23 protein-coding genes are annotated in these 25,000 nt (G+C 71.4%); 12 read left to right on the forward strand and 11 right to left on the reverse strand.

The annotated features are described in order from the left end of the window. Positions 1–93 precede the first annotated feature (93 nt). From pstS to pstB, 4 genes are all read left to right on the forward strand, one after another. On the forward strand, positions 94–1,221 hold the full coding sequence (gene pstS, locus NGF19_RS26005; RefSeq protein WP_252427905.1) for a phosphate ABC transporter substrate-binding protein PstS: 1,128 nt from the start codon (positions 94–96) through the stop codon (positions 1,219–1,221). Positions 1,222–1,325: 104 nt separating this feature from the next. Further along, a complete protein-coding gene (gene pstC, locus NGF19_RS26010) occupies positions 1,326–2,324 on the forward strand; it encodes a phosphate ABC transporter permease subunit PstC (RefSeq protein WP_252427907.1) in 999 nt (332 codons plus the stop codon). After that, on the forward strand, positions 2,321–3,364 hold the full coding sequence (gene pstA, locus NGF19_RS26015; RefSeq protein WP_252427909.1) for a phosphate ABC transporter permease PstA: 1,044 nt from the start codon (positions 2,321–2,323) through the stop codon (positions 3,362–3,364). Before pstC ends, pstA begins: the two co-directional genes overlap by 4 nt. A gap of 85 nt (positions 3,365–3,449) precedes the next feature. Further along, a complete protein-coding gene (gene pstB / locus NGF19_RS26020; protein WP_252427911.1) occupies positions 3,450–4,226 on the forward strand; it encodes a phosphate ABC transporter ATP-binding protein PstB in 777 nt (258 codons plus the stop codon). Positions 4,227–4,333: 107 nt separating this feature from the next. On the opposite strand, the gene NGF19_RS26025 is transcribed toward pstB, so the two are convergent. The 3 genes from NGF19_RS26025 to NGF19_RS26035 are packed head-to-tail and all read right to left on the reverse strand — an operon-like array spanning position 4,334 to position 6,203. Then, positions 4,334–4,534 carry a DUF5988 family protein gene (locus NGF19_RS26025; RefSeq protein ID WP_252427913.1) on the reverse strand — a complete coding sequence of 67 codons (201 nt, stop codon included), beginning with the start codon at positions 4,532–4,534 and terminating at the stop codon, positions 4,334–4,336. Positions 4,535–4,576: 42 nt separating this feature from the next. After that, positions 4,577–5,575, reverse strand: a complete 999-nt coding sequence (locus NGF19_RS26030; protein ID WP_252427914.1) for an inorganic phosphate transporter — start codon at positions 5,573–5,575, stop codon at positions 4,577–4,579. A gap of 7 nt (positions 5,576–5,582) precedes the next feature. Further along, positions 5,583–6,203: a DUF47 domain-containing protein gene (locus NGF19_RS26035; RefSeq protein ID WP_252427916.1), complete on the reverse strand. Its 621-nt coding sequence runs from the start codon at positions 6,201–6,203 to the stop codon at positions 5,583–5,585. Positions 6,204–6,505: 302 nt separating this feature from the next. On the opposite strand from NGF19_RS26035, the gene NGF19_RS26040 reads away from it, so the two are divergent. Beyond that, positions 6,506–6,862 (forward strand): metal-sensitive transcriptional regulator, encoded by a 357-nt coding sequence (locus tag NGF19_RS26040; protein WP_252427918.1) that lies wholly within the window; start codon positions 6,506–6,508, stop codon positions 6,860–6,862. A gap of 52 nt (positions 6,863–6,914) precedes the next feature. On the opposite strand, the gene NGF19_RS26045 is transcribed toward NGF19_RS26040, so the two are convergent. Both NGF19_RS26045 and NGF19_RS26050 read right to left on the reverse strand, forming a co-directional pair. Beyond that, positions 6,915–7,085, reverse strand: a complete 171-nt coding sequence (locus NGF19_RS26045) for a hypothetical protein (RefSeq protein ID WP_252427953.1) — start codon at positions 7,083–7,085, stop codon at positions 6,915–6,917. A gap of 136 nt (positions 7,086–7,221) precedes the next feature. Then, positions 7,222–8,067 (reverse strand): SCO4651 family lipoprotein, encoded by an 846-nt coding sequence (locus NGF19_RS26050; RefSeq protein ID WP_252427920.1) that lies wholly within the window; start codon positions 8,065–8,067, stop codon positions 7,222–7,224. A 119-nt stretch (positions 8,068–8,186) separates the two neighbouring features. Here NGF19_RS26050 and NGF19_RS26055 point away from each other — a divergent pair, with 119 nt between their 5' ends. After that, entirely contained in the window at positions 8,187–8,357 is a 171-nt protein-coding gene (locus NGF19_RS26055; RefSeq protein ID WP_252427922.1) for a hypothetical protein, read from the forward strand. On the opposite strand, the gene NGF19_RS26060 is transcribed toward NGF19_RS26055, so the two are convergent. The 5 genes from NGF19_RS26060 to NGF19_RS26080 form a co-directional block, all read right to left on the reverse strand. Next, a complete protein-coding gene (locus tag NGF19_RS26060; RefSeq protein WP_252427924.1) occupies positions 8,358–9,056 on the reverse strand; it encodes a phosphatase PAP2 family protein in 699 nt (232 codons plus the stop codon). A gap of 296 nt (positions 9,057–9,352) precedes the next feature. Further along, positions 9,353–10,363, reverse strand: a complete 1,011-nt coding sequence (locus NGF19_RS26065; RefSeq protein ID WP_252427926.1) for a C40 family peptidase — start codon at positions 10,361–10,363, stop codon at positions 9,353–9,355. A 112-nt stretch (positions 10,364–10,475) separates the two neighbouring features. After that, positions 10,476–11,234 (reverse strand): trypsin-like peptidase domain-containing protein, encoded by a 759-nt coding sequence (locus NGF19_RS26070; protein WP_252427928.1) that lies wholly within the window; start codon positions 11,232–11,234, stop codon positions 10,476–10,478. Between the two features lie 183 nt (positions 11,235–11,417). Then, positions 11,418–15,917, reverse strand: a complete 4,500-nt coding sequence (locus NGF19_RS26075; protein ID WP_372505863.1) for a cation-translocating P-type ATPase — start codon at positions 15,915–15,917, stop codon at positions 11,418–11,420. A 9-nt stretch (positions 15,918–15,926) separates the two neighbouring features. Further along, the gene (locus NGF19_RS26080) at positions 15,927–16,406 is read right to left on the reverse strand and encodes a hypothetical protein (RefSeq protein WP_252427932.1); all 480 of its coding nucleotides are present in this window, start codon (positions 16,404–16,406) and stop codon (positions 15,927–15,929) included. Positions 16,407–17,033: 627 nt separating this feature from the next. Here NGF19_RS26080 and NGF19_RS26085 point away from each other — a divergent pair. The 6 genes from NGF19_RS26085 (at position 17,034) to NGF19_RS26110 (ending at position 24,339) form a co-directional block, all read left to right on the forward strand. Next, positions 17,034–17,342, forward strand: a complete 309-nt coding sequence (locus NGF19_RS26085; RefSeq protein WP_252427934.1) for a DUF8827 family protein — start codon at positions 17,034–17,036, stop codon at positions 17,340–17,342. Between the two features lie 231 nt (positions 17,343–17,573). Further along, positions 17,574–18,410: a DUF8175 domain-containg protein gene (locus NGF19_RS26090; protein WP_252427935.1), complete on the forward strand. Its 837-nt coding sequence runs from the start codon at positions 17,574–17,576 to the stop codon at positions 18,408–18,410. Further along, entirely contained in the window at positions 18,400–19,752 is a 1,353-nt protein-coding gene (locus NGF19_RS26095) for a hypothetical protein (protein WP_252427937.1), read from the forward strand. The genes NGF19_RS26090 and NGF19_RS26095 overlap by 11 nt, the downstream gene beginning before the upstream one ends. Next, the gene (locus NGF19_RS26100; RefSeq protein ID WP_252427939.1) at positions 19,749–21,308 is read left to right on the forward strand and encodes an SCO6880 family protein; all 1,560 of its coding nucleotides are present in this window, start codon (positions 19,749–19,751) and stop codon (positions 21,306–21,308) included. Before NGF19_RS26095 ends, NGF19_RS26100 begins: the two co-directional genes overlap by 4 nt. Positions 21,309–21,314: 6 nt before the next feature. Continuing rightward, positions 21,315–22,736 (forward strand): ATP-binding protein, encoded by a 1,422-nt coding sequence (locus NGF19_RS26105; RefSeq protein WP_252427941.1) that lies wholly within the window; start codon positions 21,315–21,317, stop codon positions 22,734–22,736. Between the two features lie 16 nt (positions 22,737–22,752). Further along, entirely contained in the window at positions 22,753–24,339 is a 1,587-nt protein-coding gene (locus NGF19_RS26110) for a TraM recognition domain-containing protein (RefSeq protein WP_252427943.1), read from the forward strand. On the opposite strand, the gene NGF19_RS26115 is transcribed toward NGF19_RS26110, so the two are convergent. Continuing rightward, positions 24,340–24,900: a GNAT family N-acetyltransferase gene (locus NGF19_RS26115; protein ID WP_252427945.1), complete on the reverse strand. Its 561-nt coding sequence runs from the start codon at positions 24,898–24,900 to the stop codon at positions 24,340–24,342. Positions 24,901–25,000 lie beyond the last annotated feature (100 nt).

Raw genomic sequence — 25,000 nt, forward strand, 5'->3', positions numbered from 1 at the left:
AAGCGGGCGCGGCCTCGTCGAGGACGCGGACGCCCCTCCCCCACTTCGCACGCCGCCGAACAGGATGGCGGCTCCTGGAAGGAACACCCGAAAGTGAAGCTTCAGCGCATGAACCGGCGGGCCCTCACCCTCGGTGCTCTCGCCGTCTCCGGCGCCCTGGCCCTCACGGCGTGCGGCTCCGACGACACGGGGGACAAGAGCAGCCCGTCGGCCTCCTCGGCGGCGAAGGCCGGCTCGATCAAGTGCGACGACGCCAAGGGCCAGCTCCTCGCCGACGGCTCCTCGGCGCAGAAGAACGCGATCGACGCCTGGGTGGCGCAGTTCTCCCAGGCCTGCTCCGGTGTGCAGATCAACTACAAGGGCGGCGGCTCCGGCGCGGGCGTCACCGCGTTCACCCAGGGCCAGGTCGCCTTCGCCGGTTCGGACTCCGCGCTGAAGCCCGAGGAGATCGAGGCCTCCAAGCAGGTCTGCAAGGGCGGCCAGGCCATCGACCTGCCGATGGTCGGCGGCCCGATCGCGGTCGGCTACAACCTGCCGGGCGTCGACAACCTGGTGCTGGACGCCGAGACCCTGGCCAAGATCTTCGACGGCCAGATCAAGACGTGGGACGACGCGGCGATCAAGAAGCTGAACCCCGACGCCAAGCTGCCCTCCACCAAGATCCAGGCCTTCCACCGCTCGGACGAGTCCGGCACCACGGACAACTTCACCAAGTACCTGAAGGCCGCCGCCCCGTCCGTCTGGGGCAAGTACGCCGGTGGCAAGGCATGGGAGGCCAAGGGCGGCCAGTCCGCTCCGCAGTCCTCGGGTGTGGCCGCGCAGGTCAAGCAGACCGCGGGCGCCATCGGCTACTTCGAGCTGTCGTACGCCAAGGACATGTCCACGGTGTCCATCGCCACGGGCGCCTCCGCCCCGGTCAAGGCCACCGTCGACAACGCCACCAAGGCCATCGCGGACGCCAAGGTCGTCGGCACCGGCAAGGACCTCGCGCTGGAGCTGAACTACGGCACCAAGGCCGACGGCGCCTACCCGATCGTCCTGGTCACCTACGAGATCGCCTGCGACAAGGGCAACAAGGCGGACACCCTGCCCGCCACCAAGGCCTTCCTGCGCTACCTCGCCGGCACGGAAGGCCAGTCGGTGCTGAGCCAGAACGACTACGCCCCGATCCCCGACGCCATCATCACCAAGGTCCGCAGCACCATCGAGGGCCTGAGCTGACCTGAGTGTGCGGTCCGGTCCCCCCAAGAGACCGGACCGCACCGTCCGGTGCACCGCCGCCTGGAGCCGCACACCGCGTGCGGCTCCGCAGACCGGAGAACCCGATGGACATAACAACACCCGACACCCAAGAGCCCCACCCCGCTCCGCGGCCTCCCGCGCCCGGGCGCAAGCACACCGCCACCCGGCCCGGAGACCGCATCTTCCTCGGCCTCTCCCGCGGGGCGGGCATCCTGCTCCTGGTGATCATGGCCGCGATCGCGGCCTTCCTCGCCTACCGCGCGTCCCTGGCCATCACCAAGGACCACGGCAACTTCCTCACCACCCTCGAGTGGAACACCGGCGTCACCCCGCCGGTCTTCGGCATCGCCGTACTGGCCTTCGGCACGGTGGTCTCCTCGGTCATCGCCATGGTCCTCGCGGTCCCGGTCGCGGTCGCCATCGCGCTCTTCCTCACGCACTACGCCCCGCGCAAGGTCTCCGGCCCCATCGCGTACGTGATCGACCTGCTCGCCGCCGTGCCGTCCATCGTCTACGGCCTGTGGGGCGCCCTGGTCCTCGTACCGAACCTGAACGGCCTGTTCGGCTGGCTGGACACCTACCTCGGCTGGACCGGCGTCTTCTCCTGGGACGGCGGCGCGCCCCGCTCGATGCTCACCGTCGGCATCCTGCTCGCGATCATGATCCTGCCGATCATCACCAATGTGAGCCGTGAGGTCTTCCGGCAGGTCCCGCGGATGCACGAGGAGGCGGCCCTGGCCCTCGGCGCCACGCGCTGGGAGGTCGTCCGCATGGCCGTCCTGCCCTTCGGCCGCTCCGGCGTCGTCTCCGCCTCCATGCTCGGCCTCGGCCGCGCGCTCGGCGAGACGATGGCCGTCGCCACCGTGCTCTCCCCGGACTTCCTCATCCACGGCAGCCTGCTCAACCCGGGCGGCGGCACCTTCGCCCAGAACATCGCCAGCAAGTTCAGCGAGGCCTCGGAGTTCGGCCGTGACGCGCTGATCGCCTCCGGTCTGGTCCTGTTCGTCATCACCCTGCTGGTCAACGGCGCGGCCCGCATGATCATCGCCCGTCGCAAGGAGTACTCGGGGGCCAACGCATGAGCACCGCAGCCGTCACCGACAAGCGCAGCACCCTGCGCGGCGCCACCCTTCCGCGCTGGTCCCCCTGGGCCATCGCCGCGGGCTCCGTCGCCGTCGCGATCGGCATCGGCGCCGCCGCCGGACTGCACAGCCACGTCCAGTGGGGCCTGATCGCCGCACTCCTCTTCGTCCTGGCCACCTACGGCATCGCGGCCCGCGTCGAGGGCCGCCGCCAGGCCAAGGACCGGGTCGCGACCTCCCTGGTGTGGGTCGCCTTCCTGCTCGCCGTGGTGCCGCTGGTCTCCCTGATCTGGGTGACCGTGCAGCGCGGTGTGAAGGTCCTCGACTTCTACTTCCTGAGCCACTCGATGGGCGTGGTCGCCGACTCCCAGCCGGGCGGCGGCATCTACCACGCGATCCTCGGCAGCCTGGAGCAGGTCGGCCTCGCCACCCTGCTCGGCGCGCCGATCGGTGTGCTCACCGCCGTCTACCTGGTGGAGTACGGCCGCGGCCGGCTCGCCCGTGCCGTCACCTTCTTCGTGGACGTGATGACGGGTATCCCGTCGATCGTCGCCGGTCTGTTCATCCTCAGCCTGATGCTGATCCTCGACATGCAGCCGTTCGGCTTCGCCGGATCGCTCGCCCTGGCCATCCTGATGATGCCGGTCGTGGTCCGCTCCACGGAGGAGATGCTCAAGCTCGTCCCGAACGAGCTGCGCGAGGCCTCCCTCGCGCTGGGTGTCCCCAAGTGGCGCACCATCCTGAAGGTGGTCCTGCCGACCTCCCTCGGCGGTATCACCACCGGCGTCATGCTGGCGATCGCCCGTATCGCCGGTGAGACCGCGCCGGTCCTGCTGCTGGTCTTCGGCAACCGGTTCATCAACGCCAACCCCTTCGACGGTGCGCAGGCGTCGCTGCCGCTGTACATCTATCAGCAGTACGGTGCGGGCGCCGAGCCGGCGTACGACCGTGCCTGGGCGGCCTCGCTCGCACTGATCGCCTTCGTGATGATCCTCAACCTGGTGGCTCGCGGAATCGCCCGCTGGAAGTCCCCACGCTGACCGTCAGCGGCCCCCACCGCGTGGGGCACCGAGGTGCCGCTGCCGCCACGCGGACCCTTACGAACCATCAGACTTTGGAAGTGACATGGCCAAGCGAATCGACGTCAGCGGACTCACCGCCTACTACGGCTCCCACAAGGCGATCGAGGACATCTCGATGACGGTCGAGCCGCGGTCGGTGACGGCGTTCATCGGCCCCTCCGGCTGCGGCAAGTCGACGTTCCTGCGCACGCTCAACCGTATGCACGAGGTGACGCCGGGCGGACGCGTCGAGGGCAAGGTGCTCCTGGACGACGAGGACCTGTACGGCGCGGGCGTCGACCCGGTCGCCGTCCGCCGCGAGGTGGGCATGGTCTTCCAGCGCCCCAACCCCTTCCCCACGATGTCGATCTTCGACAACGTGGCGGCGGGCCTGCGGCTGAACGGCGACCACCGCAAGTCGGAGCTGAACGACATCGTCGAGAGGTCCCTCAAGGGCGCGAACCTCTGGAACGAGGTCAAGGACCGCCTGAACAAGCCGGGCTCGGGGCTGTCGGGCGGTCAGCAGCAGCGGCTGTGCATCGCCCGCGCGATCGCCGTCGAGCCGAAGGTCCTGCTGATGGACGAGCCCTGCTCGGCCCTGGACCCGATCTCGACGCTGGCCATCGAGGACCTGATCGGCGAGCTGAAGGAACGCTTCACGATCGTCATCGTGACGCACAACATGCAGCAGGCCGCGCGCGTCTCGGACCGTACGGCGTTCTTCAACCTGGCGGGCGTGGGCCAGCCGGGCAAGCTGATCGAGATCGACGAGACGGAGCGGATCTTCTCCAACCCGTCGGTGCAGGCGACCGAGGACTACATCTCGGGCCGCTTCGGCTGAGCCGCGGCGGCGGAAGACCCCTCGCGGTGCTGCATGGCGGTGCCACCGCGAGGAAGGAGGGCCCGCCCCTGGCTCCCAGGGGCGGGCCCTCTCCTCCTCTGCTCCTCCTACTCGGCTACTTCCGTGCGTTCCCACCACTGGTAGACGGTGACCCGACCTTCCTGGCTGTCCTCGTGGCGCGACGTGACCTTGTAGTGCTCGTATCCGCCGCGGTGAGGGATCTTCAGCTCTTGTCCCGGCGGAACGATCGGCGCCAGGGTGCCCGCCAGATCGTCCGGCCCGCCTTCGAGGAGTGCCTTGGTAGTCATAGGTCCAGTCTTCTCGCGCCGCCGACCACCGCATCTCGGGCGTTACAGGACCGCCAGATCGATCAGCCAGTACCCGCACGCCGCGACGATCGCCGCGGCCGGCATGGTGATGAACCAGCCCAGGACGATGTTCTTCGCGACGCCCCAGCGCACGGCGTTCACGCGCTTCGTCGCGCCCACACCCATGATCGCCGAGGTGATCACATGCGTCGTCGAGATCGGCGCCCGGAACAGGTACGCCGTCGTGAACATGATCGAGGCCCCCGTCGCCTCCGCGGCGAAGCCCTGCGGCGGGTCCAGCTCGATGATCTTGCGGCCCAGGGTGCGCATGATGCGCCAGCCGCCCGCGTACGTGCCCAGCGACAGCATCATCGCGCAGACGATCTTCACCCACACCGGGATCGGATCCCCGTACTCCTCGACATCGGCGATGACCAGTGCCATCACCACGATGCCCATCGTCTTCTGCGCGTCCTGGAGACCGTGACCGAGGGCCATACCGGCCGCCGACACGGTCTGCGCTATGCGGAAGCCCCGCTTGGCCTTGTGCGGGTTGGTCCGCCGGAAGATCCACATGATCAGCGTCATCACCAGGTAGCCGACGATCAGGCCGACCACCGGGGACAGGAACATGGGGATGACGATCTTGTTCATGACGCCGGACCAGTACACCGTCGTACCGCCCGCGAGCGCCGCGCCGACCATGCCGCCGAACAGCGCGTGCGAGGACGACGAGGGCAGCCCGAAGTACCAGGTGGTCAGGTTCCAGGAGATGGCACCGACCAGCGCCGCGAAGAGGATCGCCATCCCCTTCCCGCCCTCGGGCGTCTGGATCAGGCCCTTGCTGACCGTCACCGCGACCCCGGTGCCGATGAACGCTCCGGCGAGGTTCATCGCCGCGGCCATGGCCAACGCCGCCCGCGGGGTCAGCGCGCGCGTCGACACCGACGTCGCGATCGCGTTCGCCGAGTCGTGGAAGCCGTTCGTATAGGTGAAGAAGAGTGCGACCAGGATGGTCAGGATCAGAGCAAAGGTGTCCATCGACGCCTCAGGACTCCTTGACCGCGATGGTCTCCACCGTGTTGGCCACGTGCTCGAAAGCGTCCGCGGCCTCCTCCAGCACATCCACGATCTGCTTGAGCTTCAGCACCTCGATCGCGTCGTACTTGCCGTTGAAGAGATGGGCGAGCAGCTTGCGGTGGATCTGGTCCGCCTGGTTCTCCAGGCGGTTCACCTCGATCCAGTACTCGGTGAGGTTCTGCATCGTGCGGAGGTTGGGCATCGCCTCGGCCGTCAGCTCCGCCGCCCGCGCCAGCACCTCGATCTGCTGGGCGACGCCCTTGGGCAGTTCCTCGACGTTGTAGAGGACGACGAGGTCGACGGCCTCCTCCATGAAGTCCATGATGTCGTCGAGGGACGAGGCGAGGGCGTAGATGTCCTCGCGGTCGAAGGGCGTGATGAACGAGGAGTTCAGCTGGTGGAAGATCGCGTGTGTGGCGTCGTCACCGGCGTGTTCCGCGGCCCGCATACGCTCTGCGATCTCGGCCCGGTCGGAGGGGTCAGCCCCGAGCAGTTCCATCAGGAGTTTCGAGCCCGTGACGATGTTGTCCGCGGATGCGGCGAACATGTCGTAGAAGCTCGTCTCCCTGGGGGTCAGACGAAAGCGCACGTGGGGTCCTCAGATGCTTCGGTTTCGGTCAGGCTGATGCTAAGCACATCATCCGGCCACGGCTACGGGTCGTCTCCAGTGTCGCCCATCGGCCGTCGTGGTCGGCACGGGGGCCGTACGAGGGGGGTCCGAGGGCGGCCGAGGCCCGTGGCCAGGGCCTACGAAGGGATCCTGCTCCTCGGCAAAGTTCGTTACCATATACCCGTCAGGGGTATATGTCCGTTTCGCGACGCGGGAGCCGCGTCCGCGGGTGCACCGTCCCACGCCCGGTTCGCCGGGCCCACCGTCTCCAGGAGGACGCGATGACGACCACCGAGGCCGGCGCGCCGGCGCCCTCCGAGGGTGCCGAGGCCGTGATGACCGACCACGACCACGGCGTCCACGGCTACCACCACCAGAAGGACGAGCACCTCAAGCGGCTGCGCCGTATCGAGGGCCAGATCCGCGGGCTGCAGCGGATGGTCGACGAGGACGTGTACTGCATCGACATACTCACGCAGGTCTCCGCCTCGACGAAGGCCCTGCAGTCCTTCGCGCTCCAGCTCCTCGACGAGCATCTGCGCCACTGCGTCGCGGACGCCGCGCTCAAGGGCGGCACGGAGATCGACGCGAAGGTCGAGGAGGCGACGAAGGCGATCGCGCGCCTGCTGCGGACCTGACGCCTCTGGCCGCTGTACGACGGCGCTGCGCGGGCGGGACCGCTTCGGCGGCTCAGCCGCCGAAGCGGTCCCGCTCCTTGGCCACCCGCAGCACCTCGTCGATGCTTTCCAGACTCAGCCGGTCCTCGCGCGCGCTCGAGGCCGCGATGATCAGGTCGCCGCACAGCTCGATCTCGGCGAGGGCCACGTGGTCATGAACTGCCGTACCGCCCAGCAAAGCCACGCGCATCACCTCTTTCTGCCGCCACCGACCTCCTAGGGTAGGGAGCGGCCCACGCCCGGCGCATGGCACGGACGGACCATTTCCAGCCCCTCAGCCGCGCCACTTCCGGACCCGCCCACCGGCCCCACGGGCCCCCTCACCGCTCCGCGATCTTCCCGGCGAAGATGTCCCCCGCCGCCGGGAGCACCACCTCGGCCGGTGCCCCGAAGCCGTACAGCACAGTGGTCGAGGTCACAGCGACCGTGGTCTTGCGGTCGCCGTTGACGAAGCCGAACCGCTGGCGGAGCTTGCGGATACGCCCCTCGGCGTCGAGATAGGCGTCGAAGGGGACCTCGGCCGTGGCGAACCCCCGCGCCGCCGCGCGCAACGCCCCCTTGTCCCCCTCGGCCGCGCGGCGCGCCGCGCGCCCGATGTCCGTGATCCCCCGATAGTGCCGCACGGCCGTCCCGTCGATCTCGGTCCGCCCGACGTACGTCGCCTCGCGCACCCCGCGCAGCAGTTCGGCCGCGGTGTACGGGTCGGTGGCGCCGCCGGTGACGAGGTTGCCGTCGGAGAGCGTGGCCGTGTCGACCCGTACCCATTTGTCCGGGGGCACGCCCGCGCCCCGGTTCTTCATGAACAGGGCGCCCGCGGCGAGCAGTTCGGTGATCGGGCGGTGTTCCTGGGCGCCCGTGGGGTCCTGCGGCAGGGTCACCGTCAGTCGGCCGAGCCGGCCGCGGAAGTCGTACACGCCCTCGCCGCGGATGGTGACGCGGGTGCCGCCCGTGGCCATCTCCATCGACGTACGGGCCCGGGAGCTGCCCGCGCGCACCAGGGCCGCGGAGGCCTGACGCAGCAGGGCGAGCGAGCCGCTGGCCGAGCGCGCGTCCTCGGCGGCGGCGCCGCTGTTCGAGCAGCCCGTGGCCGAGGCGGCGCAGACCAGGAGTGCCACCGTCGTGGCGCATGCCGCGCTCGCCCGACCATGCAGCCGCCGCACCACCATCGCCCTACCCCCAGCAGGTCCGTCCCGGTGTCCCTCCTGTCGTTCCGCTTAACGACGGCCGACGGCACCCGTCACGCGGTCGGCGCACCGGCCGTATCTGCCTTGGGTAACCTGCGGGAGTGGACCAGCAGGACAGCGCCGCCTCTCATGGCGAGCATCGCACGACCACGGTCGAACAGGGCCGCTTCTGTTTCGCTCGCTGCGCCTGCGGCTGGCGCGGCCCGGCCCGCAGGGCCCGCAGCCTCGCCAGGACGGACGCGCAGGGTCACGCCGACGGCCCGACGTACTGATCAGGCCGCCAGATCCCGCTCCTCGGCCGCCGCCTCCGTCCGCGCGCCCGGGATCACGGCCCGCGCGGGATGCGCCCCGCGTGCCCGGATCAGCGTGCCGAAGCGGGACGAGCGTTCGGCCGCCTCGGCGAGCGGGGTCAACAGGGCCGTGGCGAGCGGCGAGAGCAGCAGGGCCACGGCCGTGCCGAGGGCGAAGCCGCCGATGACGTCCGTCGGGTAGTGCACGCCCAGGTAGACCCGGCAGAACCCTTCGAGCAGCGCGAGCCCGAGGCCGATGATCCCGAACTTACGGTGCGCCAGGAACAGTCCGGCCGCCATCGCCATCGTGAGCGTGGCGTGGTCGCTGACGAAGGAGTAGTCGTTCTTGCCGCTGACGAGGACATCGAGTCCCTGATGGTCGACGAACGGCCGGGGACGTTCCACGAAGCCCCGGATCGGCACGTTCACCAGGACTGCCACGCCCGCGGCGAGCGGGGCCCAGAGCAGCGCGGCCATGGACGGTGCCGCGTGCTCGCCGCCGCGTCGGCGCAGGCTCCACCAGCAACCGAGCACCAGCAGGACCATCGCGAGCAGCAGACCGTACTCGCCGATGAACGTCACGACGCGGTCGAGCCAGTGCGGGGCGTCCTGGGCCAGGCCGTTGATGTCGTAGAGCAGTTCGACGTCGGGGTTCGAACCGGATGCGGCGAGTCCAGCCATCGTGTGCGGCCCCTTCGTCTGTCCCTGTACCGCGGACGCGCCTGTGCGCGCCGCCCACCACCCCCGTGGTCGTAGATCCGCTTCACGTCAGACCGGTTGCCGTACGTCGACGCTCTACGTGAGAAGCAACGCACAGGCCGGTGGTCCGCGTTCCGCACTCAACCGAACGATCACGCAGACGTTACCGAAGAGAGACTCGTCCTCGCAGCTCAGAAGAAGGGGCGCGGCGGAGGGTTACGGATGCGTGCGCCCTCGCACGCGCCGTTCGCGCCCCCCGGTTCACACCGTCGTCCGGTTCACACCGTCGTCGGCAGTGCCTTCGCGCCGTCCTGGGTGACCCGCGTCGCGCCGAAGTAGTCCGGGGTGTCGATGGGGTCGAAACGGATCACGGCCCCCGGCCGGGGCGCGTCGATCATGTAACCGCCGCCGACGTAGATCCCGACGTGCCGGATGGCCCGCGAATCGGTCGCGTCGTCCGAGAAGAACACCAGGTCGCCCGGGAGCAGTTCGTTCCGCTTCGGGTGCGGCCCCGCGTTGTACTGGTCGTTGGCGACGCGTGGCAGTGTGATGCCGACGCTGTCGTACGCGGCCTTGGTCAGCCCGGAGCAGTCGAAGCGCCCGCCCTGGTCCCTGGTGCCGTTGCCGCCCCACAGATAGGGCGTGCCGAGCTTCTTCTGGGCGTAGTAGATCGCGCCGGCCGCCTGCTTGGAGGGGTCGACCCGGCGCACGGGCGCGGCGAAGCTCTGCGCCAGGGTGGTGATGGTCTTCACGTAGTTCTGGGTCTCCTTGTACGGCGGCACACCGCCGTACTTGATGACCGCGTACGCCCCCGCGTTGTACGACGCCAGCATGTTCTTCGTCGGGTCGCCGGGCACGTCCTTCACGTACGAGGCGAGCTTGCAGTCGTACGAGGCGGCCGACGGGATCGCGTCGGCCGGGTCCCAGACGTCGGCGTTCCCGTCGCCGTTGGCGTCGAGGCCGTGGGTGGCCCAGGTGCCGGGCATGAACTGCGCTATCCCTTCGGCCTGCGCGGGGCTCTTGGCGCTCGGGTTGAAGCCGCTCTCCTGATAGAGCTGGGCGGCGAGCAGCGCGGGGTTGATCGCGCCGCACAGATTGCCCCAGCGCTGTACGAGCGAGGAGTACGCGGCGGGCACGGCGTTCTTGGCGAGCCCGACGGACCCCTGGGCGCCGCCGCCACCCGAGAGGTTCGCGGCGTTCAGATAGACCCCGATGACGAGCAGCAGCACGAAGCCGAGCCCGGCGCCGACGGTAGCGGTGCCCCACACCCACGCCTTACGCACCGTCAACCGCCCCTCGCCGCCTGGGAGTACGCCGACGGTCAGTGTAGGGGCGCGTGTGCGGAGGGGACCAGGACGAACAGAGCCTGTGTGGGAACCGCGGTGGCGGGTGCGGCCGGTGTCAGCCGCGCAAGGCGGTCCGGTACAGGGCCGCGGCCTCGCTGCCGAGGACGACGCTGTAGGAGATGTCGGAGGTGGAGCCGCCCTGTTCATGGCCGCCGAGGATGCCGACGACCTCACCGTCGCTGTTCACCCAGGGGCTGCCGCTGGTGCCGCCGGTGAACTCGGGGCATTCGATGCGCTGTTGGGTCGGTGTCTGGGCGGTCGGCTTGTTCGTGCAGGTGATCGGGGATTCCTCGGAGTTGGGGTATCCCGTGACGGTGACGGCGGTGGCGCCGGTCTTCCGCCCGGTGACGAACTTGTTGCCGCCGACGATGTCCTCGACGTTCGCGCCGCCGACGGACTCCAGGGCGGCGAAGGCGACGTCGCTGTTCTCGTCCGGGTCGCCGCTGCTCCAGCCGCCGCCGAGGAACGTCTTGGTCACCTTCCACACCCCGTACGGCGCCTTGCCGTCCCGGTAGCCGGGGGCGAACCAGAGCGCGCCCTTGCTCATCAGGCAGTGCGCCGCGGTGACGATGAGGTTGCCGCGCTCGCTGTGCACCACGGAGGCGGTGCAGAAGTGGCCGCCCTCCAGGGCGCTGGAGCCGAAGAGCGGTCCGATGCGCGCGTTGTCCAGACCGGCCTCCGCCTGGACGGTCGCGCCCAGCGGTCCGCTGCCGCCGTCGGCCGCCGCCACGGAGGACGTCGTGACGGCCAGCAGGACCAGGGCACCGAGGAAGGCGAGCCGGCGGTTGCCGTGGGGGCGTCTGATGGCGTTCATCGCCTCTTACTGTGAACCACACCGGGGGGAATTTCGCCGTGAGCGACGTGAAATTCCACTGTGAGGGTGCACCGGCGCGGAGTGCCGCGCGCATTCGGCCCACGGCTGCTTCCCCCCTTTCGGGGGCGCCCGACGGCCACCGGCCCGTCCGGGGCGGCCTCGGGCCGCGGCTGCGCGGGCTCCTCACCTGTCGTCCGTGGGCTCGGCGGTGGGCGGCGGACCGGCGCTGGAGGCCTTGCGCAGGATGTCCGAGGCGTTGCGCGCCAGGTGGGAGACCGACCGTGCCGCCTCCGAGACGGACCGCGCCGCGTTGCCCGCCGGTGTCTCGGGCGGGGCGCTCTCGGAGGAGCGCCACCACCGCAGGACGGCCCGCTCCACCCCCGGCAGCGTCCGGTGCCCGGCCACGGCGACCGCGATGGCCGCCACCACGCCCGCCCAGGCGACCGGGCCGAGCGGGGTGCAGCCGAGGGCCTGGCTGACGCCCGGGGTCTGCACCAGGGCGACGAGTGCCGCGGCCGAACCGAGGGCCGTGGCCCGCACCAGCAGGCTGTCCCGGCGGTCGGCCATGGTCTGGGCGAGCTGGGTGCCCACGAGCGCGCACAGGGCCATCGTGGTGGCGCGGCGGGCGGTGCCCGGGGTGAAGCGGCCGATCAGCCAGGCCACGCTCGCGCCCAGGCAGGTGGCCAGGGCGCGGTGGCGGATCTGCCGGATCAGCGCGGGCCCGAGGAGAGAGGTGAGCAGCCGTCCGCCCGGCTCGCTCCCGGGCTCGGCCCCGTTCCGCCGCTCCCGGTCGGGGGTCACCGCCACCGCGACCGCCGGGAACAGGTCCGTGAACAGGTTGACCAGCAGCATCTGGCGGGTGGAGAGCGGGGACGCGCCCCACAGCAGCCCGCCGAGGATGCCGAAGCCGACCTCGCCCGCGTTGCCGCCGATGAGGATGGCGATGGCGTCGGCGACGCCGTGCCAGAGCGCGCGGCCCTCGGCCACCGTCTCGATCAGCACGGTCAGATCGGAGTCGACGAGGACGAGGTCGGCGGCGTTGCGGGCGGCGGCCGAGCCGCGGGCGCTGATGCCCACGCCGACGTCGGCGGCGCGGATGGCCGCGGCGTCGTTGGCGCCGTCGCCCACCATCCCGACGACCCGGCCCGCGTCCCGCAGCGCCTCGATCACCTGGAGCTTCTGCTCGGGCGCGACCCGGGCCACGACGTCCGCGTCCCGCAGCATCCGGGCCCGTGCCGCCCGGTCCGCGGCGGCCAGTTCGTCACCGGTGACCACGGCCGTGTCCCCGGGCCAGCCCAGTTCCACGGCGATCGCCCGCGCGGTCTGCGGATGGTCGCCGGTGAGCATGACGGGCCGTACGCCGATGCGCCGCAGGCCCTGGACGAGGGCGGTGGACGTCTCCCGGGGCACGTCCGACAGGGCCAGCAGTCCGGTGCACCGGAGCCCCGCGAGGGCCTGCTCCAGCACCTCCTCGTCGTTCTCGTCCCCGGTCAGCGGGCGCTCGGCCACCGCCAGCACGCGCAGCCCCGCGCCGGCCAGCGCCTGAGCCGCGGCGAAGACCCGGTCCGGCAGCCCGGCGCAGGCGGGCAGCACGATCTCGGGGGCGCCCTTGACCACGAGCACCCGGGTGCCGTCGTCGCTGTCGTCGGGCCGCCCCACCGCGGCGGCGTACCCGCGACCGGCCTCGAAGGGGCGCCCCTCGGTCTGCGTCCAGTGCGGATCGGACCCGGCCGCGTCCAGGACGGCCTCGTCGGTGGCGTGAGCCGGCCTGCCGTCCTCCTCGCCGGTCAGGCGTGGGCAGGCACGCGCGGCGACGCACAGGGTCCGCGCCGATCCGGGGTGATCGGCCGCCCGTACGGCGCCGTCGGCGTCCGCGGCCCGCACCACCCGCAGCCGGTTCTCGGTGAGCGTGCCGGTCTTGTCGAAGCAGAGCGTGTCCATCCGGCCGAGCGCCTCCAGCGTGCGCGGGGTACGGACCAGGACGCCCTGTCTGCTCAGCCGCCGGGCGGCGGCGAGCTGGGCCACCGTCGCCACCAGCGGCAGCCCCTCGGGAACGGCGGCGACGGCCACCGACACCCCGCCGCTGACCGCCCGCCGGATCGGTGTGCCGTGCAGCAGGGACAGGCCGGTCACCGCGGCCCCGCCCGCGAGCGTCAACGGCAGTGCCTTGCGGGTGAGTTCCTGGAGCCTGGCCTGCACCCCGGCTGCCGCGGGCTTGCGGGCGGCGAGGGAGACGGCACGGGCCGCCTCGGTGCGGTCGCCGGCCTCCACCACGACCGCGCGGGCGCGCCCGGCCACCACGGTGGTGCCCTCGAAGACCATGCAGCGGCGGTCGGCGACGGCGGCGCGCGGGGTCGAGTCGGTCTGCTTGTCGGCGGGCAGGGACTCCCCGGTCAGCGCGGACTCGTCGATCTCCAGGCCGTCCTCCCACAGCAGCCGCGCGTCGGCCGGTACGACGTCGTCGCCCTCGAGCTCGATGATGTCCCCCGGGCGCAGCTCGGCGGCGTCCACCGTCCGCGCGCCCCGTCTGCGGGGCCGGTGCGCCCCTCGCCGCTGCCGCAGGCGGGCCTTGCGCTTCTGCTCGGCCACCAGCCCGGACAGCGCCCGCTCCGCCCGCAGCCGCTGGACGCCGCCGACCAGGGCGTTCAGATCGAGTGCGCCGACGACCAGCAGCGCGTCCGCGGCGGAGCCGAGGATCGCCGACGCGGCCGAGCCGACCGCCAGCACCGGGGTGAGCGGATCGTCGAGTTCTCTGCGGACGGCGCGGGCCAGCCGCACCGTCCAGCGCACCGGGCCGCTCGCGGGCCGCAGCCAGGGGTGCCGGGCCAGGGCCCGCGCCATGCTCCGCGCCCGGTCGCTCGCGCGCTCGGCCTCCGGTTCGGGCTGCCGCTCCAGCCGCTCCTGGACCTCCTCGGGCTCCAGCTCGTGCCAGGCGATCCGCGGGCGCGGCTGCGGAGGCGGGGCCGCGGCCACGCGGAGCGCCGCCCGTACGCCCATCAGCAGGGCGGCGGCCGTGGCCGCGTCGACCGGGATGTGCCGCAGTCCGGGCAGGGGCCAGCGGGGCGAGGGACGGGCCCCGCGCACGGCCACCAGCAGCCCGGACAGGGCCGCCCCGGACCGGGCGAGCGTCTGCGACCGGCCGGCGACCCTCCGCGCGGCCGGAATCGCGGTCAACACCCGCCAGGCGTCGGCCAGACCGTGCGGGGCGAGCACATCCGCGCCCCAGACGACCACCCCGTCCCGGTCCGTGAGCGCGAGGGCGACATCACTGCCCAGCAGACCGGCGAGCACCTCGTCCTGCTCGGCCGAGGCGGGCCGGGCGACGGTGACGACGGTCCCGCCCTCGCCGCCCTCGCTCAGCTCCTCCACCACCTCGTCCAGCGGCCGGTCGCCGCCGACGACCCGGTCGGCGAGCCCCGTGAAGTCAGCCAGCGCCGGATGGTCGACCATCACCACCCGCAGCCCGGCGTGGCGCGCCGCGTCCAGGACGGCCTCGATCCACGGGTCCGCGCCGCCCGAGGTCAGCAGCGCGCTGGGGTGCAGGACGAGCGTCTCGGCCAGTTCCAGGTGGCGCAGCCGTTCGGGCTCCCGGACCAGTACGCCCTGCCTGGCCAGGGCGCCGCTCAGGACGGAGTGGAAGGCGGCGGGGCCGTAGCGGGCGGCCTTGGGCGAGCCCGCGAGCACCGCCTCCGCGGCCTCCTCGATGTCACGCTTGACCAGTTCCGTCGCCACCGCCGCGAGCACGCTGCCGACGGAGGTGTGGGCGGCGTACTCCTGGGTCGGGGAGATGCGCAGCGGCGGGCGCGGATGGTGATCGGCGGGCACGCCGGTCCGCTCGGGCCCGCACCACTGGTCGTGCGTCGCCTCGAACGCGACCGCGCGCGCCACCCGCTCGGTCAACTGGCAGGCGCGCAGCCCGCCGTCGAGCACCAGCGCGGTCGGCGTACCGCCCGCGGTGTGCGCCGCCGCGTTGGCGAGGCCGAGCGCCAGATCCATCCCGGAGCGGCCGAGGCGGCCGGTGAGCCAGGTGCGAAAGCGCGGGTTCTCGCGCAGCAGGGTCACCACCGCGGTCAGGACGCGCGGGGTGTGCGGCAGCCGCAGGACGGCTCCGGCGATCGCGGTGCCCGCGCCGAGGACGTCGGCCGCGAGCGCCGCCGCGGCGGTCCGTACGGCGGCGGGGTCGCCGGGGTGGGAGAACTCCTCCTCCGGGTCGGCCGCGACGGCGAGCCCCCACCGTCCGGCGAGGCCGGTGGCGCGCTCCACCACCTGGTCGGTCAGCTCCGCCTCGGTGGCCGTGATCACCAGCCGGGTCAGCCCGCCGTCCCAGTACGCGGACACCACGTCCGACCGCTCGGCCAGCACCTCGGCCACCTTGCGGGACGCCTGTGCCACGCGTCGTACGGCGTTCCCGCGCCCGGCGCGGCCGGGTTCGGCGAGCCGCAGCGCCAGGTGGGCCCTCGCACCGGACCGCCACTGGCCGGTGTCGCCGGGCAGAGCGTTGCGCACCACCCGGGCGACCCGTACCGCGCTGTCGGCGCCGCGGACCCCGGCCCGCGCCGCCGCCGTGAGGGCCCCTGCCGCCGCTCCCACCGCGGCCGGGGCGCCGCGCACCAGCCGCCCGGGGGCGGCCCGGACGAGGCCGGTGGCGGTCGAGGGAAGCATCACCCCCGCTCCTGGCCCCATCGCGCGCCCTCAGCTGGCGACGGCGGTACGGCGGTGCCGCGTCGTACTGGCGCTGTCAGCACTCTTCGCGGCCTTCGCCGCCTTCGCGGCGTTCCTCGTGGCACTCCTCGCTGCGCTCTTCGCGGCACTGCGGCCGGAGGCGGTGCTGCGAGCCGAGGCGGCCTTGCGCGCGCCGGACGCCGAGCGCTGGGCGCTCCGGGAGCCGTCCGCCTGCGCGGACCGCTCCGACTGCTCGGGCCGCGACTGGGTCAGCCAGGCCACGGCCGCACCGGTGACCGCGACGGGCCACTCCACGAGGCCTACGGCACCGAGCACCCCGGCGCCTGTGTACACGGCCAGCCGCCGCCCGCGCGGAGACACGGATCCGACCGCGTTCAGCGCACCTTCGGTGGCCCTGCCGACGGTCTCCGCACCGGGCACCCTGCGCAGCGCGGAGACCATGGTCCGCAGCGGCTCGGGAAGGTCCGACGACGACTTCTGCTGAGCCATTCCTCTCGCCTCCATACATCTGTTCTGTATGAGTGGTTCCCGCGATGGCCCTGCCTTCACTCGCAGAAACGATAAATCGGGAGGAAGCGGCATATCCATGGATGTTCGATGCGAGGCGTGCCCCGCGCACGGGGGCATCGCCCGCGCACGGGGAAGCGGGGCCCGAGGACGGGACGCCCGCGGACGACCCGGCGGTCCCCCGTTGCGCCACCACCCTGTGCGCCAGGCGCCGCGAACCGGGGATAGCCTTCCGCTCGTACGGGTGACGTACGAGTGACAGCCATACAGCACCGGCAAGTTGAGCAGGCGGCACCGCGGGCCGATCGAGGTCGCCGCGGCGTGAACGGGGTCGACAGCGGAACCGCACCACGGGTTCCGCTCAGGCGTCATTGCCCGGTGTGACCTGCCGTGATACACAGATACACAGAGTAACCATACGTGTCTTCGAATACCGTCCCACGCCCCCGCGAGGGTCCTGCGGGGATCGGGATCAGGGGGACCATACGAAATCGGCCAATTCAATGACGCCAAGTCGACATACGACAGCCTCGTTGTCGGCGAGAATGAGCCTGACCTCTGCAACTGTGGCAGGGGGTACAGAACTACCCACCAGGGGCGGTGACTTACATGGAGCTCGCGGCCGCAAAAGGCGACATCAACACGATCATCGGCGGTATCGCTCCGAACTGGGGGCCCTTCGGCAGCCTGGGCAACGAAGCACGCGTGATGGTCGAGGTGGTGATGGCCGTGGCCATCATCCTCTGCCTGGCGATCGCGATCTGGGGCGCCGCCAAGCAGCGCATCGGCGCGACGGCCCTGCGCGACACCTTCAGCGCGGAACAGGGCAAGGGGCTGATCATCGCGGGCCTGACCGGAATCTTCATCATCGGTTCGCTCGGCACGCTGTTCACGATCGTGTACGGCATGGCCATCTAGGCCCGCCCCGGACCGCCACGCCCCGCCTGGCAGTCCGTCAGTCTCCGGCCGGGCGCGCCCGGTTCCTCTCCCGACCCATCCGTCCGTCGCGCCCACCGGCTGAGGTTGCGTTTCCCTGATGTCGAGTCACCACACCGCGCCCGCGCGGCTACCAGCACGGCTACCGTCGTACATCTACGCGTTCCGACACGAGGTGCGGAGTGGCTATGAGGTCGAGGGGGCGTGCTCGGCGTGAGTCTCGATGACGGTGCCTCCCAGGGGGGCGACGGGGAGTACGGAGGGGTCGGGCAGACCCGTACCCGGCTGCCCGAGCGGGGCGGCGATGTGTACGGCGGGGCCCGGCGGGGCCGGTCCTCGTCGCGGAGACTGGTCATGGTCGTCGGCGTGGTCGTCCTGCTGATCGCGGCGATCGCCTTCGCGAACCGCGGCGACGGTGGCTCCTCGCCGGGCGGCGACCGCCACGGCGACAAGGCCGCCGCGGCCCCGACAGCCGCCTCCGGCGCCCACCCGGTCCGCACGAAGACGCAGGGCATCCCCTCGGGCTTCGGCCATGACGAGGAGGGGGCGCAGTCCGCTGCTGCGAACTACGCAGTGGCGCTGGGCTCTGACGCCATGTTCAAGACGGACAGTCGGCATGCCCTTCTGAAGCGCCTCTACACCCCCGACGCGGCAGCCCGGCTCCAGGGCCCGATGGACCAGGCCTACTCGGCCGATCTCCTCGGCAAGATGGGCCTCGACGCCGACGGCGAAGCCCCGACGGGCAGCACGTTCGTCTCCCGCGTGGTCCCCGTGGGCACCACGGTCCAGCGGTACTCGGCCGACAGTGCCAAGGTCGCGGTCTGGTACCTGGGGCTCATCGGCATGTCCGGGGAGAAGTCGACCGACCCCATCACCTCGACCTGGAAGACGTGGACGTTCGATCTGCAATGGTCCAACGGTGACTGGAAGATCGTCTCCGACGAACAGAAGAACGGCCCCGCCCCTGTCCCCGGTGACGACCGGGCCGCCGGCTCCGACGAGATCCGCAAGGCCACCGAAGAGTACGGAGGGTTCACGTATGCCCGGTAGCCGCCATCGCGTGCTCAAACTCGCCGGAGTCGTGTCAGCCGTACAGGCATCGGTCGTGCTGCTGGCCACCCGTGCCGTCGCCGATCCCAGCCCCACACCCACGTCCTCGCCGTCCGGGTCGCCATCGCCGTCGCCGTCGCCCAGCAAGAACCCCTGCGACCTCATCGTCGGCGACGCCAAGAAGTACTGCGAGAGGGGCAACTCCCCCGCGAAGGGCGGCGCCCCCTCCAACGACCTCACCAGCACCCCTCAGGACCCCCTCTCCTCGCTCGCCAAGGGCTTCGCCGACGCCGCCTCCTGGACCGTCGACCAGCTCAGCAAGGCCATCAAGGAGACAGCGAGCGTCGACTTCACCAACCACAAGTTCCTTCAGCAGTACGCCATCGTCTTCGCGGCCTCGGCCATCCTGACCCTGCTGCTGTGGCTGCTGGCCGTCGCGAAGCGGGCCATCCGCGGTGTCCCCTTCGGCACCGCGATCTCCGAGGCCATAGGGTTCCTCTGGCTGACCGTCATCGCCTCCGCGTTCACCCCGCTGATCCTCTACACCGTCGTCTCGGCGACCGACAGCGTCAGCGAGGTCCTCGCCAAGGCCTCCGGCAACCAGACCGACACGTTCTTCGGCGCGTTCTCCGGCGCCCTCGGCAAGGGCACGGACATCGGCGGCGGCCCGATCATGCTGATCCTGGTGTCGCTCGTCTCCATCGTCGCCGCGGGTGTCCTGTACCTGGAGCTGTTCCTGCGCGCCGTCCTGCTGTACGTCGGCGCCCTCCTCGGCGTCGTCGTCTACTCGGGCCTCGTCGACAAGAACCTCTGGGGCCATGTCCGCCGCTGGGCGGGCATCATGATCGCGGTGATCCTGGTCAAACCGGTGATCGTCATCGTGCTCGGCCTCGCCGGCGCCCTGGCCACGGGCACCGGCCCGGACTCGCTCGCGGCCGTCGTCTCCGGGCTCGCCATCATCCTGCTCGCCATCTTCTCGAGCGCCATGATCTACCGGTTCGTGCCCGGCTTCGGCGACGACATCGCCGCCTCCCGCAACAACCGCATCATGCAGGGCGCCGAGCGCAAGGCCGCGGCCGTCATCAGCTCCCCGGCGACCCTCGTCGCCCAGGGCATCAAGACCCACAGCAGCCGCGCCGACAGCCAGGGCGGCTCAGGCGGCGCAGCCGCACGCCCCGCCAACCAGATGTCCGGCGGCGTGGCCGCGCACAGCACCCGGGGCCAGGGCGGCGGAGCCCCCTCCGCCGCTCCCCCGCCGCCGCGCACCAGCCCGGCCAACTCCCCGCACTCCAGCAACACCCGCAACAGCAGTACCAACCGCACGGGAGGTGAAGGGCGTTGACGACCGAGTCCCATCTGTCCCCCGCGGTCACGCCCCGCCGGACATATCTGATCGGGCGTGCCCGGCCGAACGCGATCGTCGGCCGCAACCGCGAGACCGGCGAGATCGCGCTGATCATCGCGGGCGCGTTCGCCGGCATGATGTGCGGGCTCTTCGTCCAGATCTTCTTGCTGCGCATCGTGCTCCTGATGGGCCTCCCGCTGCTCGCGCTGGGCGCCGTCTACGTCCCGTACCGGCAGCGCACGTTCTACAAGTGGTACGAGATCAACCGCAGTTACCGGCGGACCCTGCGCCAGGGCACCACCTACCGGTCGGGCGCCGTCGAGGCGGGCACCCACCTCGACGGACGCGAGGTCGAGATCGGACCGCCCCCGGGCATCGGGCGGATCTCCTGGCTCGCCGCCCCCTTCGGCCCCGACGAGATCGCCGTCCTGCTGCACGCCGACCGGCGCACCGTCACGGCCGCGATCGAGATCGAGGGCCCCGGCGTCGGCCTGCGCGACAGCGAGGACCAGGAAGCGCTCGTCGACCGCTTCGGCACGCTCCTCAAGCACGTCGCGAACGGCGACGGCTTCGTCACCCGCCTCCAGATGCTGGCCCGCACCCTGCCCGCCGACCCCGACGCCCACGCCAAGGACGTCGTCCAGCGCGGCGACGCGCGCTCCCCCGCCTGGCTGCAACGGTCCTACGACCAGCTCCAGTCCATGGTGTCCACCAGTAGCGAGCAGCACCGCGCCTACCTCGTCGCCTGTATGCACTACACCCGCGACCTCGCCGCCGAGGCCCAGGCCATGGCGCGCGCCGCACGGCCGCAGGGTGTCAGGAAGCTCGACCGGGACGCGGGCCTCGCCATCGTCATGGCGCGCGAGCTGACCGACATCTGCTCACGGCTCCAGGAAGCCGACATCCGCGTACGGCAGCCGCTCGGACAGGGCCGGCTCGCCTCCCTCATCCACTCCATGTACGACCCCGACCACCCCATCGACCACATCCAGGCGATGACCCGGCGCAACGCCTGGCCCGCCGAGCTGGACGCCATGGAGCCCACCTACCTCCAGGCGAAGACCCGCGAGTCCTCGACCCGCGCCCCCTGGTGCCACGCCACCGCGTGGATCAAGGAGTGGCCGATGACCCCGGTCGGCGTGAACTTCCTCGCGCCCCTGCTCGTCCACACCCCGGACGTCATCCGCACGGTCGCCGTCACCATGGACCTCGAACCCACCGAGGTCGCCATCGAGCGGATGCTGACCGAGAAGACCAACGACGACGCCGAAGCCAGCCGCGCCGCCAAGATGAACCGCACCGTCGACCCCCGCGACCTCGCCGCCAACTCCCGCCTCGACCAGCGCGGCGAGGACCTCGCGAGCGGCGCCGCGGGCGTCAACCTCGTCGGCTACATCACCGTCTCCGCCCGCTCTCCGGAGGCCCTCGCCCGCGACAAGCGCACGATCCGCGCCTCGGCGGGCAAGTCGTATCTGAAGCTGGAGTGGTGCGACCGCGAGCACCACCGGGCCTTCGTCAACACGCTCCCCTTCGCCACCGGCATTCGGAGGTAAGGCCTGATGCGGGATCCGCTGTCCGTCCTGACCGACGCCTTCACGTCCTTCCTCTTCGGCAAGGTCGAGACGACCCGGCTGCCCGTCCGCACCTCCACGGGCCAGGCGCAGGCCGTCTATCTGCCGACGGCCGCGCCCGGCCTCGGCGACTCCGGCGTGATCATCGGCCGCGAGGTGTACTCCGGGAAGGGCTATATCTACGACCCCTTCCAGTTGTACGGCCAGCAGCTCCCGGCCCCGCACTGGCTCGTGCTCGGTGAGTCCGGCAACGGCAAGTCGGCGCTGGAGAAGACGTACGTCCTGCGCCAACTGCGCTTCCGTGACCGCCAGGTCGTCGTCCTCGACGCGCAGGGCGAGGACGGGGTCGGCGAGTGGAACCTGATCGCGGAGGAGCTGGGGATCACTCCCATCCGGCTCGACCCGACCGCGGCGCTCGACCACGGCATCAGGCTCAACCCGCTCGACCCGTCGATCACGACGACCGGCCAGCTCGCGCTGCTGCGCACGATCATCGAGGTCGCGATGGGCCACGGCCTGGACGAACGCTCCGGCTTCGCCCTGAAGGTCGCCCACGCCTACGTCAACGAGACGATCGTCGAGCGCCAGCCGGTCCTGACCGACATCGTGGAGCAACTGCGCCATCCCGAACCGGAGTCGGCGGAGGCGATGAACGTCGCCCTGGACGACGTACGCGCCTGGGGCCTGGACGTGGCGCTGGTCCTGGACCGCCTGGTCGACGGTGACCTGCGGGGCATGTTCGACGGGCCCACCACGGTCGGTATCGACCTGGACGCCCCGCTGATCGTGTTCGACCTCTCCCATATCGACCGCAACTCCATCGCCATGCCGATCCTGATGGCGATCGTGGGTGTGTGGCTGGAGCACACCTGGATCCGCCCCGACCGCAAGAAGCGCATCTTCCTGGTCGAAGAGGCCTGGCACATCATCAACAGCCCGTTCGTGGCCCAACTGTTCCAGCGGCTGCTGAAGTTCGGCCGACGGCTCGGTCTGTCCTTCGTGGCGGTCGTGCACCATCTGAGCGACGTGGTGGACGGGGCGGCGGCGAAGGAGGCGGCGGCGATCCTGAAGATGGCCTCCACCAGGACGATCTACGCCCAGAAGGCGGACGAGGCGCGCGCGACGGGCCGGGTCCTCGGCCTGCCCCGCTGGGCCGTGGAGATCATCCCGTCACTGACGCCCGGTATCGCGGTCTGGGACGTCAACGGCAATGTGCAGGTGGTCAAACACCTGATCACGGAGATGGAACGGCCGCTCGTCTTCACCGACCGCGCGATGACGGAGTCGTCGAGCGACCTGACGGACGACGCCCTGCGCGCCGCGGAGTTGGAGGCGGAGGAGCGTGCGGCGGCGTTCATGGAACAGCGGCTGAGCGACCTGGACGGCACGTCCGAGTCGACGGTGGCATAGGAACAGGCGGGCCCGTATGAGACCAGGCAGGCAGCGGCAGAGCGCGCAGGGAGGCGTCCCCGACGGGCTGTTGGTGGGCGTGCTCGGCCTCCTGATCGGCGTCACACTGATGGTGTGGACCGCCACCGGCATCGCGGGCTGGTTCGCACGGGGCGCCTGGCCGCACGGCGTCCGGTTCACCCGTACGCCGATGGCCATACGGCAACTGCTGGCCCAGCCCCACGATCTCGCGGGCGCGTGGCCGGACACCCCGGCCGACCAGCTCTCCGGGTACGGGCTGTTCTGGGGCCTGTTCATCAGCGAGCTGATGGTGCTCATCGTGCTGAGCGTATTCGCGATCGGCACGGTGACACGGTGGCGGGCGGTCCGCGCGCACCGCAGGACTGCGAGCCCGGGACCGGAGCGGGGGCACGGAGCGGCCGAGCAGCGGCCGACCGCGCCGTCGAGCACGCAGGAGGTCCCTGAGACACGGGAGACGCCCGTGACGCGCGAGATCCCGGTGACCGAGCAGGTGCCCACCCCCCGCCCGGCAGCAGAACCCACCGAGGCTCCCGCCGTGCCCGCACCGCTGACGGCCGCCCCCGCGGCCGTGTCCGCCGAGGAACCACAGACAGCACAGCCGGCCCCGGCGACAGCGCAGACAGGCAGCGTCCAGACGGCCTCCTCGGCGCTTCGGACGGCTCCTTCGGTCATCCTCGGCGCCCCAAACGTACGTCACCCCATCGCCGCCCAGGCCGTGCGGGAAGCGGAAGGACCCGCGCTCGTCGTCACCTCCAGCCCCGCCCTGTGGTCGGAGACCAAGGACGCCCGCGCCAAGCTCGGCCCCGTCCTCCTCTACGACCCCTCCCACCTCTGCGACACCCCGGCCCGGCTGCACTGGGTCCCGACCGCCGGCTGCGAGGACAAGGCCACGGCGGCGGCACGCGCCGTCGCGCTGCTCGCCCCGGTCCGCCCCACGGCCCGCATCGACGAGGCGCTCGCGGATGTGGCGGAGACCCTGCTGCGGTGCTGTCTGCACGCCGCGGCGATAGACGGCCGCACCGTCCGGCACCTCCACCGCTGGGCCCAGGGCACCCAGATCCAGGAGGCGGTACGGGCTCTGCGTACGAACCCCAAGGCGTCGTCCGGCACGGCCGGCGAGTTGGAGGCCGCGCTGACCTCGCATCCCGAACGCCGTGACATGGCCCAGGAGTTGACGGCCCGCGCGCTGGCCTCCCTCTCCACGGTGAACATTCGCGAGGCATGCACACCCCATCGAAATGACAGCCTTGCCTTGGATTCCTTCGTCAACGAAGGGGGCACGCTTTACGTAGTGGGCGAGCCCATCGAGGACCCCAGACAACGTCCCGGCGCCATGCCGCTGTTGACTGCCCTCGCCTCCAGCGTGGTCGAGCGCGGCCGCCGCATGGCCGAACGGTCATCCTCCGGTCGCCTCGACCCACCACTCACGCTCGTCCTGGACGATGTGGCGGCCGTGGCTCCCCTCCCCCAGCTCCCGGAGCTCCTGTCCACGGGAGCGGACCGCGGCCTGCCGACTCTGGCCCTGCTCCGCTCCCGCGAACAGGCCCGCACCCGCTGGCCGCACCATGAACTCCCGGTGTAGTCAGGTCAGTTCCGCTCGATTCCGCTCGATCACCAGCTCCAGCTCGGACTCCTGCGAGTCCTCGGACAGCCGTACGGTGACCCCGCTCGGTACGAAGCCCATCTTGCGGTAGGCGGCGCCGGCCCGCCCGTTCTCCTTGTGCACGAGGAGTCGCACGCGCTCGGCGCCGCGCCCCCAGGCCCACTCCAGGCCGGCGTCGAACAGCGCCTTGATCAGCCCGGTTCCGCGGTGCTCGGGCCGTACGAACACCCCGACGACGTGCGCCTGCCGCCGCTCGACCGCGTGCCCGGCCCAGTCCGTCGTACCGGCCTCTTCGATCAGCACGGTCAGGGTGCCGACCCAGCCCCCGTCCGGGGTCTCGGCGATGAACTGCTGTACGCCGAGCGCCCCTTCGGCGGCTCCGGCGGCCCGCTCCTGCCAGAACGAGTCGGGCTTGGCGGCGGCTTCCTCATAGGTCTCCAGGAAGGCGAGGTGCGCGACCTCGTCCTGGAGCGAGGCAAGCCGCAGCGCCTTCACCGCGAGCCACTCATCGGAACGTATGGACCGGATCTTCTGCTGCATGCGGTCACAGTAGCCACAGGCCACAGCGAACGCGTCTCAATTTTCGTGCCGTAAACGCAGGAAACCCCGCACCAAACGGTGCGGGGTTTCCTCAACAATA

This window comes from Streptomyces macrolidinus (genome assembly GCF_023887685.1).
Lineage (GTDB): Bacteria > Actinomycetota > Actinomycetes > Streptomycetales > Streptomycetaceae > Streptomyces > Streptomyces macrolidinus.

Coding starts and splice junctions, on each gene's coding strand:
- pstC (WP_252427907.1), top strand. CDS start 1,326: ATGGACATAACAACACCCGACACCCAAGAGCCCCACCCCGCTCCGCGG.
- pstA (WP_252427909.1), top strand. CDS start 2,321: ATGAGCACCGCAGCCGTCACCGACAAGCGCAGCACCCTGCGCGGCGCC.
- pstB (WP_252427911.1), top strand. CDS start 3,450: ATGGCCAAGCGAATCGACGTCAGCGGACTCACCGCCTACTACGGCTCC.
- NGF19_RS26025 (WP_252427913.1), bottom strand. CDS start 4,534: ATGACTACCAAGGCACTCCTCGAAGGCGGGCCGGACGATCTGGCGGGC.
- NGF19_RS26030 (WP_252427914.1), bottom strand. CDS start 5,575: ATGGACACCTTTGCTCTGATCCTGACCATCCTGGTCGCACTCTTCTTC.
- NGF19_RS26040 (WP_252427918.1), top strand. CDS start 6,506: ATGACGACCACCGAGGCCGGCGCGCCGGCGCCCTCCGAGGGTGCCGAG.
- NGF19_RS26050 (WP_252427920.1), bottom strand. CDS start 8,067: ATGGTGGTGCGGCGGCTGCATGGTCGGGCGAGCGCGGCATGCGCCACG.
- NGF19_RS26060 (WP_252427924.1), bottom strand. CDS start 9,056: ATGGCTGGACTCGCCGCATCCGGTTCGAACCCCGACGTCGAACTGCTC.
- NGF19_RS26070 (WP_252427928.1), bottom strand. CDS start 11,234: ATGAACGCCATCAGACGCCCCCACGGCAACCGCCGGCTCGCCTTCCTC.
- NGF19_RS26075 (WP_372505863.1), bottom strand. CDS start 15,917: ATGGGGCCAGGAGCGGGGGTGATGCTTCCCTCGACCGCCACCGGCCTC.
- NGF19_RS26080 (WP_252427932.1), bottom strand. CDS start 16,406: ATGGCTCAGCAGAAGTCGTCGTCGGACCTTCCCGAGCCGCTGCGGACC.
- NGF19_RS26085 (WP_252427934.1), top strand. CDS start 17,034: ATGGAGCTCGCGGCCGCAAAAGGCGACATCAACACGATCATCGGCGGT.
- NGF19_RS26095 (WP_252427937.1), top strand. CDS start 18,400: ATGCCCGGTAGCCGCCATCGCGTGCTCAAACTCGCCGGAGTCGTGTCA.
- NGF19_RS26105 (WP_252427941.1), top strand. CDS start 21,315: ATGCGGGATCCGCTGTCCGTCCTGACCGACGCCTTCACGTCCTTCCTC.
- NGF19_RS26110 (WP_252427943.1), top strand. CDS start 22,753: ATGAGACCAGGCAGGCAGCGGCAGAGCGCGCAGGGAGGCGTCCCCGAC.
- NGF19_RS26115 (WP_252427945.1), bottom strand. CDS start 24,900: ATGCAGCAGAAGATCCGGTCCATACGTTCCGATGAGTGGCTCGCGGTG.